This is a genomic window from Xanthomonas sp. BRIP62411 (assembly GCF_003993525.1).
In the GTDB taxonomy this organism is placed as follows: domain Bacteria; phylum Pseudomonadota; class Gammaproteobacteria; order Xanthomonadales; family Xanthomonadaceae; genus Xanthomonas; species Xanthomonas euroxanthea.
In genome coordinates, this window is sequence record NZ_QEZI01000012.1 from 64,213 (window position 1) to 80,936 (window position 16,724).

Sequence of the window (16,724 nt, forward strand, 5' to 3'; positions counted from 1 at the left end):
TGCGAGCGATCTCCACACCAACTTCACTTTCTCAGCGGAACCACAAAAGTATTTACGCCCTGCCCGCTCTCACCGCTCTCCACTCAAATCTGCCGCAACCGCTTTGCCTTTGCTTCAACCAATTCTCGAATCCCGATTCCCGATTCTTCAGAATTCCCCGCGATACCAATTCTTCAATTTCTTGAACAAACTGCCGGCCCGTCCGGTCGGGATCGACGGGCGGCGCGGGTGTTCGATCTGGCTGCCCATCAGCAACAGGCCCACGCCGGAGGCGTGCACCGGGTTACCGACGACTTCGCCCAGGCCGGTGACGTGCTGGGGAATGCCCACGCGCACCGGCATCTGCAACATTTCTTCGGCCAGTTCGACCACGCCTTCCATCTTCGACGCGCCACCGGTGAGCACCATGCCGGCGCGCACCATTTCCTCGAAACCGGAGCGGCGCAATTCGGCCTGCACCATCTCGAAGATTTCCTCGTAACGGCCCTGCACCGCCTGCGCCAGCGCATGCCGCGGCATGCGGCGCGGCGGGCGATCACCCACCGACGGCACCTGGATGCTTTCCTCGGCGGTAGCCAGCTGCGCCAGCGCGCAGGCGTAGCGCACCTTGATCTGCTCGGCTTCCGGGGTCGGCGTGCGCAACATGTGCGCGATGTCGTTGGTGACGTGGTCGCCGGCGATCGGCAGCGAGGCGGTATGGCAGATCGCGCCCTGCACGTAGACCGCCAGGTCGGTGGTGCCGGCGCCGATATCCACCAGCACCACGCCCAGTTCGCGCTCGTCGGCGGTCAATACCGCCACGCTGGAAGCCAGCGACGACAGCACCAGGTCGTCCACCTGCAGGCCGCACTTCTGCACGCACTTGGTGATGTTGGCCGCGGCCGACTGTGCGCACACCACCAGATGCGCGTGCACCTCCAGGCGCACGCCGGTCATGCCGACCGGATTGCGGATGCCTTCCTGCGAATCGTCCAGCACGTATTCGCGCGGGATCGCATGCAGGATGCGCTGGTCGGCGGGAATGGCCACGGCCTTGGCCGCATCCAGCACGCGCTCCAGATCGCTCCAGGTCACTTCGCCGTCGCGGATCGGCACGATGCCGGGCGAGTTCTTGCACTGCACGTGGTTGCCGGAAATCGACGCATACACCGAACGGATCTCGCAGCCGGCCATCAGCTCGGCCTCTTCGACCGCGCGCTGGATCGACTGCACGGTGGATTCGATGTCCACCACCACGCCGCGCTTGAGACCGCGCGATTCATGCGAACCGATGCCGATCACTTCGATCGGATTGCCGGGCGAGTACTCGCCGACCAGCGCGACGACCTTGGAGGTGCCGATGTCCAGTCCAACGATGAGGGATTTGTCGCCTTTGCGGTTCATGTCTTAAAGCCGGGAATAGGGAATAGCGAATGGGGAATGGTCAACAGCGGTGCACGGATGCGGGGAGAGTTCAGGACAAGCGTGTGCGGCGCAGCGGGCGACACTGGCTTTGGCTTTTTGCCCATTCCCGACTCCCCATTCTCCATTCGCCGTTCCACCGTGAAGCCGTTGGTATAGCGCAGGTCGGCGCGGGCGATCGGGCGTTGCGGGTCGGCCAGTTGCGGCAGCACGCGGGCGAAGCGTTGCAGGCGGGCGCGGGCGTCGTCGCGGCCGATCACGATCTGCACGCCGTTGCTCAGGCCCAGCGACCAGCTGCCGCGTGCGTCCATTTCCAGACGTTCCACATCCAGCCCGGTCGGCGCGAACAGCGCGCGCGACTCGTTGTAGAGCGCCACCACGTCCTGGGTCTTGCTGTCCGGGCCGCCGAGCTGCGGCAGCTTGAAGTCCTTCAACAACGGCGGGGTGCGGAACAACCGGCCCTGCTCGGACAACATGCGGTCGGTGCCCCAGCGCGCGAACGGCTTGTGCTCGGTGACGTGCACTTCCAGCACGTCCGGCCAGCGCTTGCGCACCTGCGCACTTTCCACCCACGGCAGGCGCGCGATGGCGTCCTGCGCGTTCTGCAACTTCACCGCGAAAAAGCCCGCGCGCGCATACGGCAAGACCACCGCACGCAACTGCTCGGCCGGCACCCGCTTGAAATCGCCCGACACCCGCAGCCGCGCCAACGGCCAGCGCTCGGCACCGACCCAGCCATTGAGCACGGCCACCACCGGCAACGCGACCAGCGCCACCGCGAGCAACCACGCCAGGATGCGCAGGGTGGCGTTCATGCGCGCGCTCCGCGCGCGGGAATGGGGAATCGGGAATAGGGAATCGCAACGGCAACAGCGCAGCCGCTGTTCACGATTCTCGATTCCCGATTCCCCATTCCCGGCCTCACAGCGTCTGCTCCAGCACGCGCCAGACCAGTTCTTCGAAATCGATGCCGAGCTGGCGCGCGGCCTTGGGCACCAGCGAGTGACTGGTCATGCCCGGGGCCGTGTTGACTTCCAGCAGATACAACTGGCCGCTGGCGCGGTCGCGCATCACGTCCACGCGGCCCCAGCCGCGCGCGCCGGCGGCGCGGAAGGCATCGAGCGCGAGCTGGCGAATCTGTGTCTCGGCATCGCCGTCCAGGCCCGGGCACAGGTACTGGGTGTCGTCGGCCACGTATTTGGCGTCGTAGTCGTACCACTGGCCCTTGGGCACGATGCGGATCGACGGCAACGCGACCTCGCCGAGCACGGCCACGGTGAGTTCGTCGCCTTCGATCAGCTGCTCCATCAGCAGCGCGCCGTCGTAGCGCGCCGCCAGCACCACCGCCTCTTCGAGCTGGGACTGGTCGAACACGCGGCTGACGCCGACGCTGGAGCCTTCGTTGGCCGGCTTGACGATGACCGGCAGGCCGATCTGCCGTGCGGCGGCATGGATGTCATCGGCACGGGCACCGGCAGCCAGGCGCGCATAGCGCGGCGTGGGCAGGCCCAGCGACAGCCACACCTGCTTGGTACGGATCTTGTCCATGCTCAACGCCGAGCCCAGCACATTGGAGCCGGTGTAGGGCACCTTGAAGGCTTCCATCAGGCCTTGCACGATGCCGTCTTCGCCGCCGCCGTTATGGCCGTGCAGCACGTTGAAGACGCGATCGAAACGCTGCTCGACCAGGGCCTGCGCCAGGGCCGGAATGCCGTCGACCGGCTGCGCATCGACGCCGCGCGCACGCAATGCCTCGAGCACGTTGCCGCCGGAATTCAACGACACCTCGCGCTCGGACGAGGTACCGCCGAGCAACACGGCGACGCGGCCGAACGCGGCCGGATCGCTGATGCGTGCGTTGGGAATCACCGCGCTCATGCAGTCGCTCCGGTGAAGCCGTTGTTGATGATGTGCTGTGCGACATAACCGATATCGCCGGCGCCCATCATCAGCAGCAGATCGCCGTCCTGCAGCACGTCCGGCAGCACTTCGGCCAGGCCGGAAATCTGCCCGACCACCACCGGTTCGCTGCGGCCGCGCGCACGGATCGCACGCGCCAGCGCGCGCGCATCGGCACCCGGAATCGGCGCTTCACCGGCCGGATAGACCTCGCTCAATACCAGCGCATCGACGGTGCTCAGCACCGCGGCAAAGGCGTCGAACTGATCGCGGGTACGGCTGTAGCGATGTGGCTGGAACGCCACCACCAGGCGCTTGTCCGGCCAGCCACCGCGGGCGGCGGCGAACACCGCTTCCAGCTCGCGCGGATGGTGGCCGTAGTCGTCGACCACACGCACGCGCGCACCGGTGCTGGTGGTGACTTCGCCCAGGTCGTTGAAGCGGCGGCCGATGCCGGCGAAGTTTTCCAGCGCACGCGCAATGGTCTCCGGTGCCACGCCCAGCTGCCAGCCGATCGCGGCAGCGGCCAGTGCGTTGAGCACGTTGTGACGGCCCGGCAATGCCAGCGTCACCGGCGTGGTGGTGCCTTCGGGCAGGCGCAGCGTGAAGCGCATGCGCGGGCCGTCCTGCACCACGTCTTCGGCGCGCACGTCGGCGTTCTCGCTCATGCCGTAGCTCATCACGTGGCGCGGCGTCTTGCCGGCCAGCGCGGCCACTTCCGGGTCGTCGATGCACAGCAACGCCAGCCCGTAGAACGGCAGGCGCTGCAGGAACTCGGCGAATGCGGCCTGGATGCGCGCGAAATCGTTGCCGTAGTTTTCCAGGTGATCGGCATCGATGTTGGTGATCACCGCCATCAACGGATTCAGGCGCAGGAAGCTGCCATCGCTCTCGTCGGCCTCGGCCACCAGCCATTGGCCACCGCCGAGCTTGGCGTTGGCACCGGCGGCCAGCAACTGCCCGCCGATGACGAAGGTCGGATCCAGCCCGCCTTCGCTCAGCACGGCCGCCGCCAGGCTGGTGGTGGTGGTCTTGCCATGCGTGCCGGCCACCGCGATGCCGCGACGGAACCGCATCAGCTCGGCCAGCATCGCCGCACGCGGCATGATCGGAATGCGCTGGCTGCGCGCTTCCATCAGCTCGGGGTTGTCTTCGCGGATCGCACTGGACACCACCACGCAATCGGTACCGAGCACGTTGGCCGCCGAATGCCCGCGCATCACCCGCGCGCCCAGCTTGGCCAGCCGCCGCGTCGCCACGTTATCGGAGTTGTCCGAACCGGAGACTTCATAGCCCAGCGTCAGCATCACCTCGGCAATGCCGCTCATGCCGGTGCCGCCGATACCGACGAAATGCACGCGCGGGAATGCACGCACCAGATCGCCACTGTCCTGCAGACGGCGGATCACGCGGCACCTCCTGTGGAGGTGCGAATCGGGAATCGGGAATCGGGAATCGTGTGGAGCGGAGCGCCTGCAGCGACGGATACTTGGTCGGTGCGCTTGTCTGCGTGCATCAATCTGTGTTCCTGCAATTGTTCTGAGCTTTGCCCATTCCCCATTCCCGAATCCCCACTCCCGGCTTCCTGCAGAATGATGTCGGCGATGCGTTCGGCTGCATCCAGTTTGGCCAGGGTGCGGGCGGCCTGTGCCATCGACAGGCGGCGTGCGGGGTCGGCGAGCAGGGTCTGCAAGACCTGCTGCAGGCGCACGGCCAGGGTGTCGTCCTGCTTGAGCAGCACGGCGGCGTCGGCACCGACCAGGTATTCGGCATTGCGGGTCTGGTGGTCGTCCACCGCGGCGGCAAAGGGCACCAGCACGCTGCCGATACCGGCGGCGCACAGTTCGGCCAGCGTCGATGCACCGGCGCGGCACACGACCAGGTCGGCCCAGGCGTAAGCGGCGGCCATGTCGGCGATGAACGGTTCGACGCTGGCGTTGACGCCCGCCTGCGCGTACGCCGCCTCGGCTTCGGCGCGCAGCTTTTCACCGCACTGGTGGCGCACGTCCACATCCGGGTGGCCGAGCGCGGCCAGGGCGGCCGGCACGGCCTGATTCAATGCGCGCGCGCCCTGGCTGCCACCGAGCACCAGCACACGCACGGCACCGCCACGGCCGACCAGGCGCGTGGCCGGCGCCGGAAGCGCTGCGATTTCCGCGCGCACCGGATTGCCCACCGCTTCTTCGCCAGTGAAGCTGCCCGGGAAACCGGTCAGCACGCGGCGCGCAAACCGCGACAACACCTTGTTGGTCATGCCGGGCGCGCGGTTCTGTTCGTGCACCAGCAACGGCACGCCGAGCAGCCGCGCCGCCAGGCCACCCGGGCCGGCCGCGAAGCCGCCGAAACTGATCACCGCACGCGGCTGGCGCTTGCGCAGCACGAAACCGGCGGCGCGCACCGCGCGCATCACCCGCACCGGTGCACCGAGCAATTTCACCAGCCCCTTGCCGCGCAGGCCGCTGATGGCCAGCGTGTCCAGTGGAATGGCGTGCTGCGGCACCAGCCGGGTTTCCATCGCGCCATCGGCGCCCAGCCAGGTCACCGGCACGCCACGCGCGCGCAGCACCTTGGCCACGGCCAGACCCGGGAAGATGTGCCCGCCGGTGCCGCCAGCCAGAACCATCACTGGTCGACTCCCCGCACATGGATGTGCGGGCGTTTGCGCGGGATTCGCATGGGCACTCATGCAATCCTCCCGAAGGTCGGTTCCACACGCGGCTGCATGCGGCTGGTGCCGCGCAGGATGGCCGACGCCGGTGCCACCGATGCGGCAGCGACCGGTGCGGCTGCGGGTGCGGCGGCAACCGGGTCACGCTGCGGCTTGTGCGCCGGCGCATAGGCTGGCGCGACCGATTCGACCACCGGTTCGGCCGGCTCGGCCGACGGCGCGCCCGCGCCCTGCGGCGACAATTTGCTGCGCAGGCGCTCGGCACGATCCATCTCGTAGGACACGCGCAGCAGCAGGCCCATCGCCACGCAGGTCATCAGCACCGACGAACCGCCGGAGGAAATCAGCGGCAGGGTCAGGCCCTTGGTCGGCAGGATGCCCAGGTTCACGCCCACCGAGACGAAGCTCTGCAGGCTGATCCACAAGCCGATGCCGAAGGCGATGTAGCCGGAGAAGTGACGCTTCATTTCCACGCAGCGCATGCCCAGCCAGAACGCGCGGCCGACCAGCAGCGCGTACAGCGCGATCACCCCGCACACGCCGACAAAGCCGAGTTCTTCGGCAATGACCGAGAAAATGAAGTCGGTATGCGCTTCGGGCAGGTAGTTGAGCTTCTGCACCGAGGCGCCCAGGCCCACGCCGGTCCACTGGCCGCGGCCCACCGCCATCAAGGCGTTGGACAGCTGGTAGCCGGAGCCGAGCTGGTCGGCCCACGGGTCCAGGAACGAGGTGATGCGGCGCAGCCGGTACGGCTCCAGGATCGCGATGAAGGCGAACACCGGCAGGCCGAACACGATCGGCATCGACATGCGCGGCAGGTTCACCCCGCCCAGCACCAGCATGCCGGCGGTGATCGCCAGCAGCAGCGTGGACGAGCCGAAGTCCGGCTGCATCAGCAGCAGGCCAACCAGGGCGATCGCCACGCCCAGCGGCTTGAGCATCGCCGGCCAGGTCGCGTTGACCTCGTCGCGAAAGCGCACCAGATAGCTGGACAGCCACACGATGTAGAGCACCTTGACCGCTTCGACGGTCTGGAACTTCGACACGCCCAGGTTGATCCAGCGTTTGGCGCCGTTGACGCTGCTGCCCAGGCCGGGCACGAACACCACCATCAGCAGGCCGAAGCAGGCCAGCAGCAGCACCTGGTTGTACTGCTCGATGGTCTTGAGCTCGGTACGCATCGCCCAGAACGCCAGGCCCACGCCAATGCCCAGGAACAGCAGGTGGCGGGTCAGGTAATAGAACGGGTTGTCGGACAGCTCGATCGAGCTGGACGCCACCATCACCACGCCCAGCGAGGCGAGCGTGGCCGCGGCCCCGAGCAGCCACGGGTCGTAGCGGCCGCCGATGGCGTCCAGTCGCGTGGCCTGGCGGGACATGTCGTTCATCAGCGCACCTTCAACGTGGCAAGGCCGATCAGTACCAGCACCACCGAAATGATCCAGAAGCGCACGATCACGCGCGGCTCCGGCCAGCCCTTGAGTTCGAAGTGATGATGGATCGGCGCCATGCGGAACACGCGCTTGCCGGTCAGCTTGAAGCTGGCGACCTGGATCATCACCGACAGCGTCTCGATCACGAACACGCCGCCCATGATCACCAGCACCAGTTCCTGGCGCACGATCACCGCGATGGTGCCGAGCACCGCGCCCAGCGACAGCGCGCCGATGTCGCCCATGAACACCATGGCCGGATAGGTGTTGAACCACAGAAAGCCCAGGCCTGCACCGGCGATCGCCGAGCAGATGATGATCAGCTCGCCAGCCCCCGGAATCAGCGGGATTTTCAGGTATTCGGCAAACACCACATTGCCCGAGGCATAGGCGAACACGCCCAGCGCGCAGGCCACCAGCACGGTCGGCATGATCGCCAGGCCGTCCAGGCCGTCGGTGAGGTTCACCGCATTGGAGAAGCCGACGATCCAGAAATAGGCGATCACCACAAAGCTCACGCCGGCTAGCGGCAGCGCGATCGACTTGAACATCGGAATGTAGAAGGTGATCGCGGCCGGCACGTCGGCGGTGTAGTACAGGAACAGCCCCGCTGCCAGGCCGAAGATCGACTGCAGCAGGTACTTCCAGCGCGACTTCAGGCCGTTGGGATCGCGGCGCACGATCTTGATCCAGTCGTCGTACCAGCCGATCGCGCCGAAACAGATCATCACCGCCAGCACCAGCCACACGTAGCGGTTGCGCAGGTCGCCCCACAGCAGCACCGACAAGGTCACCGTCAGCAGAATCAGCGAGCCGCCCATGGTCGGGGTGCCGGCCTTGGAGAAATGCGTCTGCGGGCCATCCTGGCGGATCGGCTGGCCACCCTTGAACTGGGCCAGCTTGCGGATCACCGCCGGGCCCATCCACAACGACAGGAACAGCGCCGTCAACGCCGCCAGGATGCCGCGGAAGGTCAGATAGTTGAACAGCCCGAACAGGCTCTCCAGTTGCTGCAGCCAACGCGCCAGCTCAAGCAGCATGGGATGCGTCCTCCGCCGGGGCCAGCAGCGCGGCGACGATGCGGTCCATGGCGCTGCCACGGGAGCCTTTCACCAGCAGCGTGGGCGGGGTGTGCGCCGTGGTGGCGGCAGTCTGCGCCGCCGCACCGGTGTGTTCGTACATCGAAGAAGATTCCTGCGTTTGAGTCGGCGAAACGGCGAGCTGCGCCAGATCCGCCTGCAAGGCCGCGATCAATGCGGCATGGGTGGCGAACACGCGGCCGCCCTCGCCGAACGCCTGCGCGGCGGCGGCACTGAGCTCGCCCAGCGCGTACAGGCGCTGCAGCTTGGCCGCGCGCGCGCGACGTCCGGCGGCCGCATGCAAGGCTGCGCCTTCCGGGCCGAGTTCACGCATGTCGCCGAGTACCAGCCAGCCCTGGCCAGATGCCGCGGCCAGCGTGTCGATGGCCGCGTCCAGCGAACCGGGATTGGCGTTGTAGCTGTCGTCGATCAACACCGCGCAGCCGGGCAGGGTGTGGGTGATCTGACGACCGGCCACCGGGCGTGCCTGCGCCAGACCGGCGGCGATGATCGGCAGGGCGATGCCCGCACCCAACGCCAGGCCGGCCGCAGCCAGCGCGTTGAGCACGTTGTGGCGGCCCGGCAACGGCAGCGCGATCTGCGCCTGGCCTTGCGGGGTCACCAGCGTGAACTGCGCCCCGCCCGCCTGCAGCCGCAGGCCATGCGCGGTGATCTCGGCACTGGCCTGCAGGCCGTAGCGCAACACGCGGCGGCCCTGCACCGGCTGCGCCTGCAGTTGCTGCTCGAACCAGGCACCGAAGGCATCGTCGGCATTGATCACCGCCACGCCATCGGCCGGCAATGCGGCATAGATGGCGCCCTTGGTGCGGGCGACGCCGAGCAGGCTGCCCAGGCGTTCCAGATGCGCGGGTGCGATGTTGTTGACCAGGGCCACGTGCGGCTGCGCGATCTCGGTGAGATAGGCGATATCGCCCGGCTTGCCGGCGCCCATTTCGTAGATCGCCAGATCCGCATCGTCCGGGGCGGCGATCACCGCCAGCGGCAGGCCGATTTCGTTGTTGCGGTTGCCCGGCGTGGCGTACACGGTGGTGCCGTCGACACGCCCGGCCTCGCTCAGGATGGCCAGCAGCAGGGCCTTGACGCTGGTCTTGCCGTTGGAGCCGGTCAAGGCGATCACCCGCGTGGCGCGGTCGCGCTGCATGCCGGCGGCGATACGCGCCAACGCCAGTTCGGTATTGCCCACCAGCACCTGCGGCACGCTCAGCGCCGGCAGCAGCCGATCGACCAGCAGTCCGCTGGCGCCATGTGCCACCGCGTCTGCGGCAAAGTCGTGCCCGTCGAAACGCTCGCCGCGCAGCGCCACATACAGGCTGCCGTTGGCCAGCGTGCGGGTGTCGTTGCCGACGGTGTCGATCATGGCGTCCTCGCCATGCAGCTCGCCACCGGCCCAGTGGGCGATCAACGACAATGGAGTGAGCTTCATGCGCGCACTCCCAGCCCGGTCCGCGGCAACAAGGCCTGCGCCGCCACGATGGCGTCGTCGAAGGCATGCCGCACACCGGCGACCTCCTGATATGGCTCGTGGCCCTTGCCGGCGATCAGCACGATGTCGGAGGCACCGGCCATGCTGATGGCCTGATGGATCGCCGCGGCGCGGTCGCGCTGCACGATCGCCGCATCCGGACGCGCGAAGCCGCGCAGGATGTCGGCCACGATCACATCGCCATCTTCGCCCCGCGGGTTGTCGTCGGTGACGATCGCCACGTCGGCGTTGACCTCGGCAATGGCCGCCATCTGCGGGCGCTTGCCGGTGTCGCGCTCGCCACCGCAACCGAACACGCAGATCAACCGGTCCTGCGCATGCGCGCGCAGGCTGGCCAGTGCCTGTTGCAGCGCGTCGGGCGTGTGTGCGTAGTCGATCACCACCAGCGGTGCGCCATGCGCGCCACCGAGGCGGTTCATGCGCCCGTGGATCGGCTGCAGCCGACCGAGCACCTCGGCGATCCGTGCCGGCGCGATGTCCAGCGCAGACAACGCGCCGGCCACGGCCAGCAGGTTGTCCACGTTGAAACGGCCCAGCAGCGGCGAGTGCACCGGATGCACGTGACCGTCGATATGCAGCGCGAAATTGATCCCGTTGTGATCCAGCTGCAGCGCCTGTGCACGCACGCTTGCCTGGGCCTGCGCGCGCGAACTCACGCCGATCGCGCGCAGCGCGGGGTCGAGCGAGGCCAGCAGCGTGCGGCCGAAGTCATCGTCCAGGTTGACCACGGCGGCCTTCAATCCGGCGCGCGCGAACAGCCTGGCCTTGGCCGCGCCGTACTGCGCCATGTCGCCGTGGTAATCGAGATGGTCGCGGGTGAGATTGGTGAACACCGCCACGTCAAAATGCACCGCATCCACGCGGCCCTGGTCCAGCGCATGCGAGCTGACTTCCATCGCCACGGCCTGCGCGCCCTCGTCGCGCAGTTGCGCCAGCAAGGCATGCGTCTGCAGCACCAGCGGTGTGGTGAACCCGGTCGGCACGGCGCTGCCGTACAGGCCCACGCCCAGGGTACCGAGCGTGCCGGCGGGCGTGCCGAGCAGTGTCAGGGCCTGTGCCAGCAATTGCACCGTCGAGGTCTTGCCGTTGGTGCCGGTGACGCCGACCATGCGCATCGCTCGCGAGGGCTGGCCGTGGAACTGATCGGCCATAGCGCCCAGGCGCGCACGCAGACCGGGCACGGCGATCGCATCGACCGGTACCGGCAGATCGGCCGGCGCCGGCGGCTCGAACAACACCGCCACCGCGCCATTGGCGCGCGCCTGGTCGACAAAGCCCAGGCCGTGCGCGCCGAAACCGGCGATCGCCACGAAGGCATCGCCTGCACGCACCACACGGCTGTCCATCACCAGGCCCGACACCTGCACGTCGTGCGCAAGCCGCACGTCCGGCAACAGCTGCGACAGCGGCATGGCGCGGCTCACTGGCGGCTCTCCTGCAACGGCGCGGGCTGGGCGGTGGTGGGCGCGGCCGGCGGTGCGATCGCGGTCGGGATGCCGGCGGACACTTCGTCCACCGGATCCGGCACCAATGCCGGGTCCAGGTCGGCCGGCTGCGGCTTGACCACCGGCTGCCCGGTCTTGCCGGCAGCCTGCGCGGCCAGCCACGACTGGATGTCGTCCGGCGGCACGTCCATCAGCCGCAGCGCGCCTTCCATCACCCGATGGAACACCGGTGCCGACACCAGGCCGCCGTAATACACCTTGCCCTGCGGATCGTTGATCACGATGACGGTGGCAAAGCGCGGACGCGTGGCCGGCACCAGGCCGGCGAACAGCGCGTTGTAATGCCCGCGCTCGTATCCGTTGGCGCCGTTCTTGCGCGCGGTACCGGTCTTGCCGGCCACGTGGTAGCCCAGGATCGCCGCGCCCTTGGCGCCACCCTGGGTGACCACGGTTTCCATCATGTCGATGACCTGGCGCGCCACTTCGGGGGTGACCACCTGGCGGGTTTCGTTGTGCTGGCCGCGCACGAAGGTCGGCGGGGTCAGCTTGCCGCCATTGCCCAGCGTGGCGTACGCCTGCGCGATCTGCAGCGGCGTTACCGACAGGCCGTAGCCGTACGACATCGTGGTCTTGGACGGGCCGCTCCAGCGTGCCGGCTGCAGCACCACACCGGCCGATTCGCCGGGAAACCCGCTATGCGGCGCAGCGCCGTAACCGAAGTTGCGGATCGACTGATAGAAGGTCTGGTCCGGCACCTTGGCCGCGATCTTGGCCGCGCCGATGTTGGAGCTGCGCGTGATCACGCCGGTGACGTTGAGCACGCCGTTGTTGCGCGGCACGTCGCGGATGGTGAAGCGCCCCACCGACATGTAGCCGGGGTTGGTGTCGATGACGGTGTCCTTGGTCACCACGCCGGCAGTCAGCGCGGTGGCCACGGTCAGCGGCTTCATCGTCGAGCCCGGCTCGACCAGATCTGTGACCGCACGGTTGCGGCGCGCCGAGGGGTTGATGCCGGTGACCGCGTTGGGGTTGTAGGTCGGCAGGTTGACCATCGCCAGCACTTCGCCGGTGGCCACATCCATCACCACCATCGAGCCGCCGGCAGCATTGTTTTCGACCAGCGCGTTACGCAGCTCCTTGTAGGCCAGGAACTGGATGCGGCGATCGATGCTCAGCGTCAGGTCCTTGCCCGGCTGCGCCGGACGCACCAGATCCACGCTCTCCACGATCGCGCCGCGCGCATCGCGCACCACCTTCTTGGAGCCCGGCTTGCCGCGCAGCCATTCGTCGAAGGCCAGCTCCAGGCCTTCCTGGCCGCGGTCGTCGATATTGGTGAAGCCCAGCACGTGGGCCATCGCCTCGCCTTGCGGATAGAAGCGCCGGAACTCGCGCTGCGAGAACACGCCGGGAATCTTCAGATCGACAATCGCATGCGCCTTGTCCGGGTTGATCCGGCGCTGCAGGTACATGAATTCCTTGCCGGCCTTCTGCGCCAGCTTGGCGTTCAATTCGTCCAGCGGCTGGCCGAGCGCCTTGGCCAGCTCGGGAATGCGGTCCGGATTGCGCAACAGCTCCTGCGGATTGACCCAGATCGATTCCACCGGCGTGGACACCGCCAGCGGCTCGCCGTTGCGGTCGGTGATCATGCCGCGCGAGGTGGCGATCGGCAGCTCGCGCAGGTAGCGCGCTTCGCCCTGGCGCTGGTAGAAGTCACGGTTGACCAGCTGCACGAACGCCGCCCGGCCGATCAGCGTCACCGAGCACAGGCCCAGCGCGATGCCGACCAGCGTCAGGCGGCCACGCAGGTTGAAGTTGCTGCGCGCGCGGTTGCGGCCGGCTTTCATGGCGCACCTCCGTGTGCGCCACCCAGTGCGCCACCCTGCGGGCGGCTTCGCGGTGCAAAACGGTTGTCCTGCCGCACCGTCATGGGCGCACCACCACGATGTCGTTGGTCTCCGGGAACTTCATCCCGATGCGCGCACGCGCGACCTGATCCACGCGGTTGCTTTCCGCCCAGGTGGCCTGCTCCAGCTGCAGCCGGCCGAATTCGATATTCAATTCATCGCGCGTATGTTCGAGCTTGGACAACTGCACGAACAGCTTGCGATGCATGTGGCGCATGTACACCACACCGATCGCCGAGGCGATGCTGCAGGCCAGCAGCACGATGAGCAGCAGGCGGCTCATGCGGCGTCTCCGTTCGAAGACGCCGGGAATCGGGAATCGGGATTCGGGAATCGGGAAGCAGCGCCGCTGTTGCCTTTGCCCATTCCCGATTCCCCATTTCCCATTCCCAGCTTTTCGGCCACCCGCAACACCGCGCTACGGGCGCGCGGGTTCACGCTCAGTTCGGCGTCGTCGGCCTTGATGGCGCCGCTGATCAGCTGCAGCGTCGGCACGAAAGGCTGGGCTTCGGGCAGGCGGCGGTTGCTCGGCGGCGCCTTGGCGTAGCGGGCCATGAACTGCTTGACGATGCGGTCTTCCAGCGAGTGGAAGCTGATCACCGCCAGGCGGCCGCCGGGCTTGAGCGCGCCCAGGGCGGCATCCAGGCCGGCTTCCAGGTCGTCCAGCTCGCGGTTGATATAGATGCGGATCGCCTGAAAGCTGCGCGTGGCCGGATGGGTCTTGCTGTCGCCGCGCGGCATCACCGAGGCGATCAGCTCGGCCAGCTGCGCGGTGCGCAGCAGCGGCTGTTCGGCGCGGCGCGCCACGATGGCGCGCGCGATGCGGCGGCTCTGGCGCTCTTCGCCATAGGTCCACAGCACGTCGGCGATGTCGCGCTCGCTGGCCTGCGCCAGCCACTCGGCCGCGCTCTGGCCGGCATCCGGGTCCATGCGCATGTCCAGCGGGCCGTCCTTGCCGAAACTGAAACCGCGCCCGGCCACATCCAGCTGCGGCGAGGACACGCCCAGATCCAGCAGGATGCCGTCGACGGTTGCCGCAGCGACCACCTGGCCAAGACCGGCAAAGCTACCGCGATGGATGGACACGCGCGCATCGCCACCGAACGACTGTTCGGCCACGGCGATCGCGTCGGGGTCCTTGTCCATCACCAGCAGTCGACCTCCCGGGCCAAGGTGTTGCAGCACGCCACGGGCGTGTCCGCCACGTCCGAACGTGCCATCGAGATAAGTTCCGTTTTCGATCACCTGCAGGCCGTCCAGAACCTGCGTGTACAGCACCGGCACGTGGGCCGCCGGCGGCTGCGACACCGGGTGACCGGGCTGCGCTTCACCGCGCATCCGGGCACCCCGGCTCACAACCTGAGATCGAGCAATTCATCGCCCAGATCCCCGTCAGACAATGTCTGCTGGATCAGTGCGCGATGTGCCTGCTCGCTCCAGAGTTCGAATTTGTCGCCCATGCCCAGCAGCACGGCCTTCTTCTCGATGCCGACCGCGTTGCGGTGGCTGGCCGGGATGCTCAGACGGCCATTGGCGTCCAGCTCCAGCACTGCGGAAGAACCCACCAGTTTCTGCTGCAGCGTGCGGACCACGCGCTGGGTGTTGGGCTTGGACATCACATCGTCACGCACCCGCTCCCACTCCTTTTCCGCATACAGCCACAGGCAGCCGGCTTCGAACGGGTTGTAGGTGAGCACCAGGCGATTGCCGCTCACGCGCGTGACCAGGTCGCGGTACGCGGTTGGCACCGCCATACGCCCCTTGTCGTCCACCGTGATGGCAGTCTCGCCCTGAAACACCGAATACAACCTCGAATACCCGCTGGGGGATCATTGAACCACGAAAAACCACAAAACACCTGGTTTTCCCTCCGTTGCCCACCTTAGCAGCGCGTCAAAGGTTGTCAACAACTTTGAGGGCCACAAATCGCCAGTCGCATCAATGAGTTGCGGCACTCTTTAGAGACTTGTTCAAAGGTTATCCACAAGTTGCTGTTTCATCTCAGATTTTGAGATTGAACAAAAATTCAGGGGCGTGAAGGCCATGTAAACCCGACCGCAGTCTCACTTCACACTGCGCCAGCTGCACATGGTCAATGCGCAAACAGGCGACAATCGGCGGCATGTGCCTGGTCGCTCTTGCCTGGAAAACCCACCCGCGCTGGCGCCTGCTGCTGGCGGGCAACCGCGATGAATTCCACGAGCGCCCGACCGCTGCGCTGGCGCGCTGGCCAGCACCCGCCGACGGGGTGCTGGCGGGCCGCGACCTGCGCTCGGGCGGCAGCTGGGTGGGCCTGGGCAGTGACGGCCGCGCCGCGGTGGTGACCAACGTGCGCGACCCGCTCGCCAGCGCGTCCGGCCGCTCGCGCGGTCAGCTGATTGCCGATTACCTGGCCGGCAGCCTGGGCGCGGCCGTCTACGCCGGCGACCTGGCGGCCGCCGCGCACGAGTTCCCGCCGTTCAATCTGGTGGTGTGCGACGCCGAGCGCTGCGAACACCTCAGCAATCACCCGCCCCTGGCACGTACGCTGGCGCCTGGCATCCACGGCATGTCCAACGGCCCGCTGGACGCGCACTGGCCCAAGACCGCTGCATTGACCGCGGCCTTGCACGACTGGTGCGCCGCAGGCAGCGACGACCTGCAACCGCTGTGGACCGCCCTGGGCAACCCCGCCATCGCGCCGGACCACGCCCTGCCCCACACCGGCGTGGACCTGCCCACCGAACGCCTGCTGTCGGCCACCTTCATCAGCGGCGCCAGCTACGGCACCCGCGCCAGCACCATCGTCGCGGTGGACCACCATGCCAACGGCTTCATCCACGAACGGCGCTTCGGCCCGAACGGCATCTTCCAGGGCGAGACCCGGCTGGAGATTTAGAGACACCGGAACAGCGTGGCGGGACGATGAGGCGAGAAACAAAGGGCCTGGCCCACGCATCGCTCCCGTAGGCCGGGCAAATGCAGATCGCCCAGCCCCCTTCTCCCTCCTGCGGGAGAAGGGGGCGCGCAGCGCCGGATGAGGGAATGGGCACCCCGTCCCCACGGCGCCCCCATCCGCCCTTCGGGCACCTTCCCCCGCAAGCGGTGGAAGGCAGAGATCTCCGGGACCGCTCTTCCCCTTCCCGCAAGCCGGGAGGAAGCAGACCGCTTCGCTCTCCTTCTCCCGCTCGCGGGAGAAGGGGGCGCCCAGCGCCGGATGAGGGTGGGATCCGCCACGCATTCCCGCGCTGCCCCCATCCGCCCTTCGGGCACCCTCCCCCGCAGGCGGTGGAAGGCAAAAAAGGTCTGGACCCGCCCGTTCCCTCCGCAAGCCGGGAGAACAAAGCAGCAGTCATTACCAAGCAATTCCATCGACAGCAGTTCCATCGATGGCAGACGACCCGACGCTCCA

General features: G+C 67.6%; 14 protein-coding genes. 1 reads left to right on the forward strand and 13 read right to left on the reverse strand.

What is annotated here, in order from left to right; translation table 11 throughout:
* Window positions 1-147: 147 nt before the first annotated feature.
* The 13 genes from ftsA to mraZ form a co-directional block, all read right to left on the reverse strand.
* The gene (ftsA, locus tag EO139_RS10715; RefSeq protein WP_003485272.1) at window positions 148-1,383 is read right to left on the reverse strand and encodes a cell division protein FtsA; all 1,236 of its coding nucleotides are present in this window, start codon (window positions 1,381-1,383) and stop codon (window positions 148-150) included.
* Window positions 1,380-2,216 carry a cell division protein FtsQ/DivIB gene (locus EO139_RS10720; RefSeq protein WP_115676112.1) on the reverse strand — a complete coding sequence of 279 codons (837 nt, stop codon included), beginning with the start codon at window positions 2,214-2,216 and terminating at the stop codon, window positions 1,380-1,382. The genes ftsA and EO139_RS10720 overlap by 4 nt, the downstream gene beginning before the upstream one ends.
* 106 nt (window positions 2,217-2,322) lie before the next feature.
* Window positions 2,323-3,279 (reverse strand): D-alanine--D-alanine ligase, encoded by a 957-nt coding sequence (locus EO139_RS10725; protein ID WP_126970544.1) that lies wholly within the window; start codon window positions 3,277-3,279, stop codon window positions 2,323-2,325.
* The gene (gene murC, locus EO139_RS10730; protein WP_104584564.1) at window positions 3,276-4,709 is read right to left on the reverse strand and encodes a UDP-N-acetylmuramate--L-alanine ligase; all 1,434 of its coding nucleotides are present in this window, start codon (window positions 4,707-4,709) and stop codon (window positions 3,276-3,278) included. Before murC ends, EO139_RS10725 begins: the two co-directional genes overlap by 4 nt.
* Window positions 4,706-5,986, reverse strand: a complete 1,281-nt coding sequence (murG, locus tag EO139_RS10735; protein WP_126970546.1) for an undecaprenyldiphospho-muramoylpentapeptide beta-N-acetylglucosaminyltransferase — start codon at window positions 5,984-5,986, stop codon at window positions 4,706-4,708. The genes murC and murG overlap by 4 nt, the downstream gene beginning before the upstream one ends.
* Entirely contained in the window at window positions 5,983-7,356 is a 1,374-nt protein-coding gene (gene ftsW / locus EO139_RS10740; RefSeq protein ID WP_119129623.1) for a putative lipid II flippase FtsW, read from the reverse strand. The genes murG and ftsW overlap by 4 nt, the downstream gene beginning before the upstream one ends.
* The gene (gene mraY / locus EO139_RS10745; protein WP_104538520.1) at window positions 7,356-8,441 is read right to left on the reverse strand and encodes a phospho-N-acetylmuramoyl-pentapeptide-transferase; all 1,086 of its coding nucleotides are present in this window, start codon (window positions 8,439-8,441) and stop codon (window positions 7,356-7,358) included. The genes ftsW and mraY overlap by 1 nt, the downstream gene beginning before the upstream one ends.
* Entirely contained in the window at window positions 8,431-9,924 is a 1,494-nt protein-coding gene (gene murF / locus EO139_RS10750) for a UDP-N-acetylmuramoyl-tripeptide--D-alanyl-D-alanine ligase (RefSeq protein WP_126970548.1), read from the reverse strand. Before murF ends, mraY begins: the two co-directional genes overlap by 11 nt.
* A complete protein-coding gene (locus tag EO139_RS10755; RefSeq protein WP_206515140.1) occupies window positions 9,921-11,396 on the reverse strand; it encodes a UDP-N-acetylmuramoyl-L-alanyl-D-glutamate--2,6-diaminopimelate ligase in 1,476 nt (491 codons plus the stop codon). Before EO139_RS10755 ends, murF begins: the two co-directional genes overlap by 4 nt.
* Before the next feature lie 8 nt (window positions 11,397-11,404).
* Window positions 11,405-13,273: a penicillin-binding protein 2 gene (locus EO139_RS10760; RefSeq protein WP_104584549.1), complete on the reverse strand. Its 1,869-nt coding sequence runs from the start codon at window positions 13,271-13,273 to the stop codon at window positions 11,405-11,407.
* A 79-nt stretch (window positions 13,274-13,352) separates the two neighbouring features.
* Entirely contained in the window at window positions 13,353-13,616 is a 264-nt protein-coding gene (ftsL, locus tag EO139_RS10765) for a cell division protein FtsL (RefSeq protein ID WP_005991913.1), read from the reverse strand.
* Window positions 13,613-14,671 carry a 16S rRNA (cytosine(1402)-N(4))-methyltransferase RsmH gene (gene rsmH, locus EO139_RS10770; RefSeq protein ID WP_164739816.1) on the reverse strand — a complete coding sequence of 353 codons (1,059 nt, stop codon included), beginning with the start codon at window positions 14,669-14,671 and terminating at the stop codon, window positions 13,613-13,615. The genes ftsL and rsmH overlap by 4 nt, the downstream gene beginning before the upstream one ends.
* 14 nt (window positions 14,672-14,685) lie before the next feature.
* Entirely contained in the window at window positions 14,686-15,141 is a 456-nt protein-coding gene (gene mraZ, locus EO139_RS10775; RefSeq protein ID WP_016903087.1) for a division/cell wall cluster transcriptional repressor MraZ, read from the reverse strand.
* Window positions 15,142-15,455: 314 nt separating this feature from the next.
* Between mraZ and EO139_RS10780 the strand changes: the two genes are divergently transcribed.
* Entirely contained in the window at window positions 15,456-16,211 is a 756-nt protein-coding gene (locus tag EO139_RS10780; protein WP_126970552.1) for an NRDE family protein, read from the forward strand.
* The last annotated feature ends 513 nt before the right edge of the window (window positions 16,212-16,724 follow it).

What these genes read in the sequence shown, in the direction of transcription:
- ftsA (WP_003485272.1), bottom strand. Translation starts at nt 1,383, where the DNA reads ATGAACCGCAAAGGCGACAAATCCCTCATCGTTGGACTGGACATCGGC.
- EO139_RS10720 (WP_115676112.1), bottom strand. Translation starts at nt 2,216, where the DNA reads ATGAACGCCACCCTGCGCATCCTGGCGTGGTTGCTCGCGGTGGCGCTG.
- EO139_RS10725 (WP_126970544.1), bottom strand. Translation starts at nt 3,279, where the DNA reads ATGAGCGCGGTGATTCCCAACGCACGCATCAGCGATCCGGCCGCGTTC.
- murG (WP_126970546.1), bottom strand. Translation starts at nt 5,986, where the DNA reads ATGAGTGCCCATGCGAATCCCGCGCAAACGCCCGCACATCCATGTGCG.
- ftsW (WP_119129623.1), bottom strand. Translation starts at nt 7,356, where the DNA reads ATGAACGACATGTCCCGCCAGGCCACGCGACTGGACGCCATCGGCGGC.
- mraY (WP_104538520.1), bottom strand. Translation starts at nt 8,441, where the DNA reads ATGCTGCTTGAGCTGGCGCGTTGGCTGCAGCAACTGGAGAGCCTGTTC.
- murF (WP_126970548.1), bottom strand. Translation starts at nt 9,924, where the DNA reads ATGAAGCTCACTCCATTGTCGTTGATCGCCCACTGGGCCGGTGGCGAG.
- EO139_RS10755 (WP_206515140.1), bottom strand. Translation starts at nt 11,396, where the DNA reads ATGCCGCTGTCGCAGCTGTTGCCGGACGTGCGGCTTGCGCACGACGTG.
- EO139_RS10760 (WP_104584549.1), bottom strand. Translation starts at nt 13,273, where the DNA reads ATGAAAGCCGGCCGCAACCGCGCGCGCAGCAACTTCAACCTGCGTGGC.
- ftsL (WP_005991913.1), bottom strand. Translation starts at nt 13,616, where the DNA reads ATGAGCCGCCTGCTGCTCATCGTGCTGCTGGCCTGCAGCATCGCCTCG.
- rsmH (WP_164739816.1), bottom strand. Translation starts at nt 14,671, where the DNA reads ATGCGCGGTGAAGCGCAGCCCGGTCACCCGGTGTCGCAGCCGCCGGCG.
- EO139_RS10780 (WP_126970552.1), top strand. Translation starts at nt 15,456, where the DNA reads ATGTGCCTGGTCGCTCTTGCCTGGAAAACCCACCCGCGCTGGCGCCTG.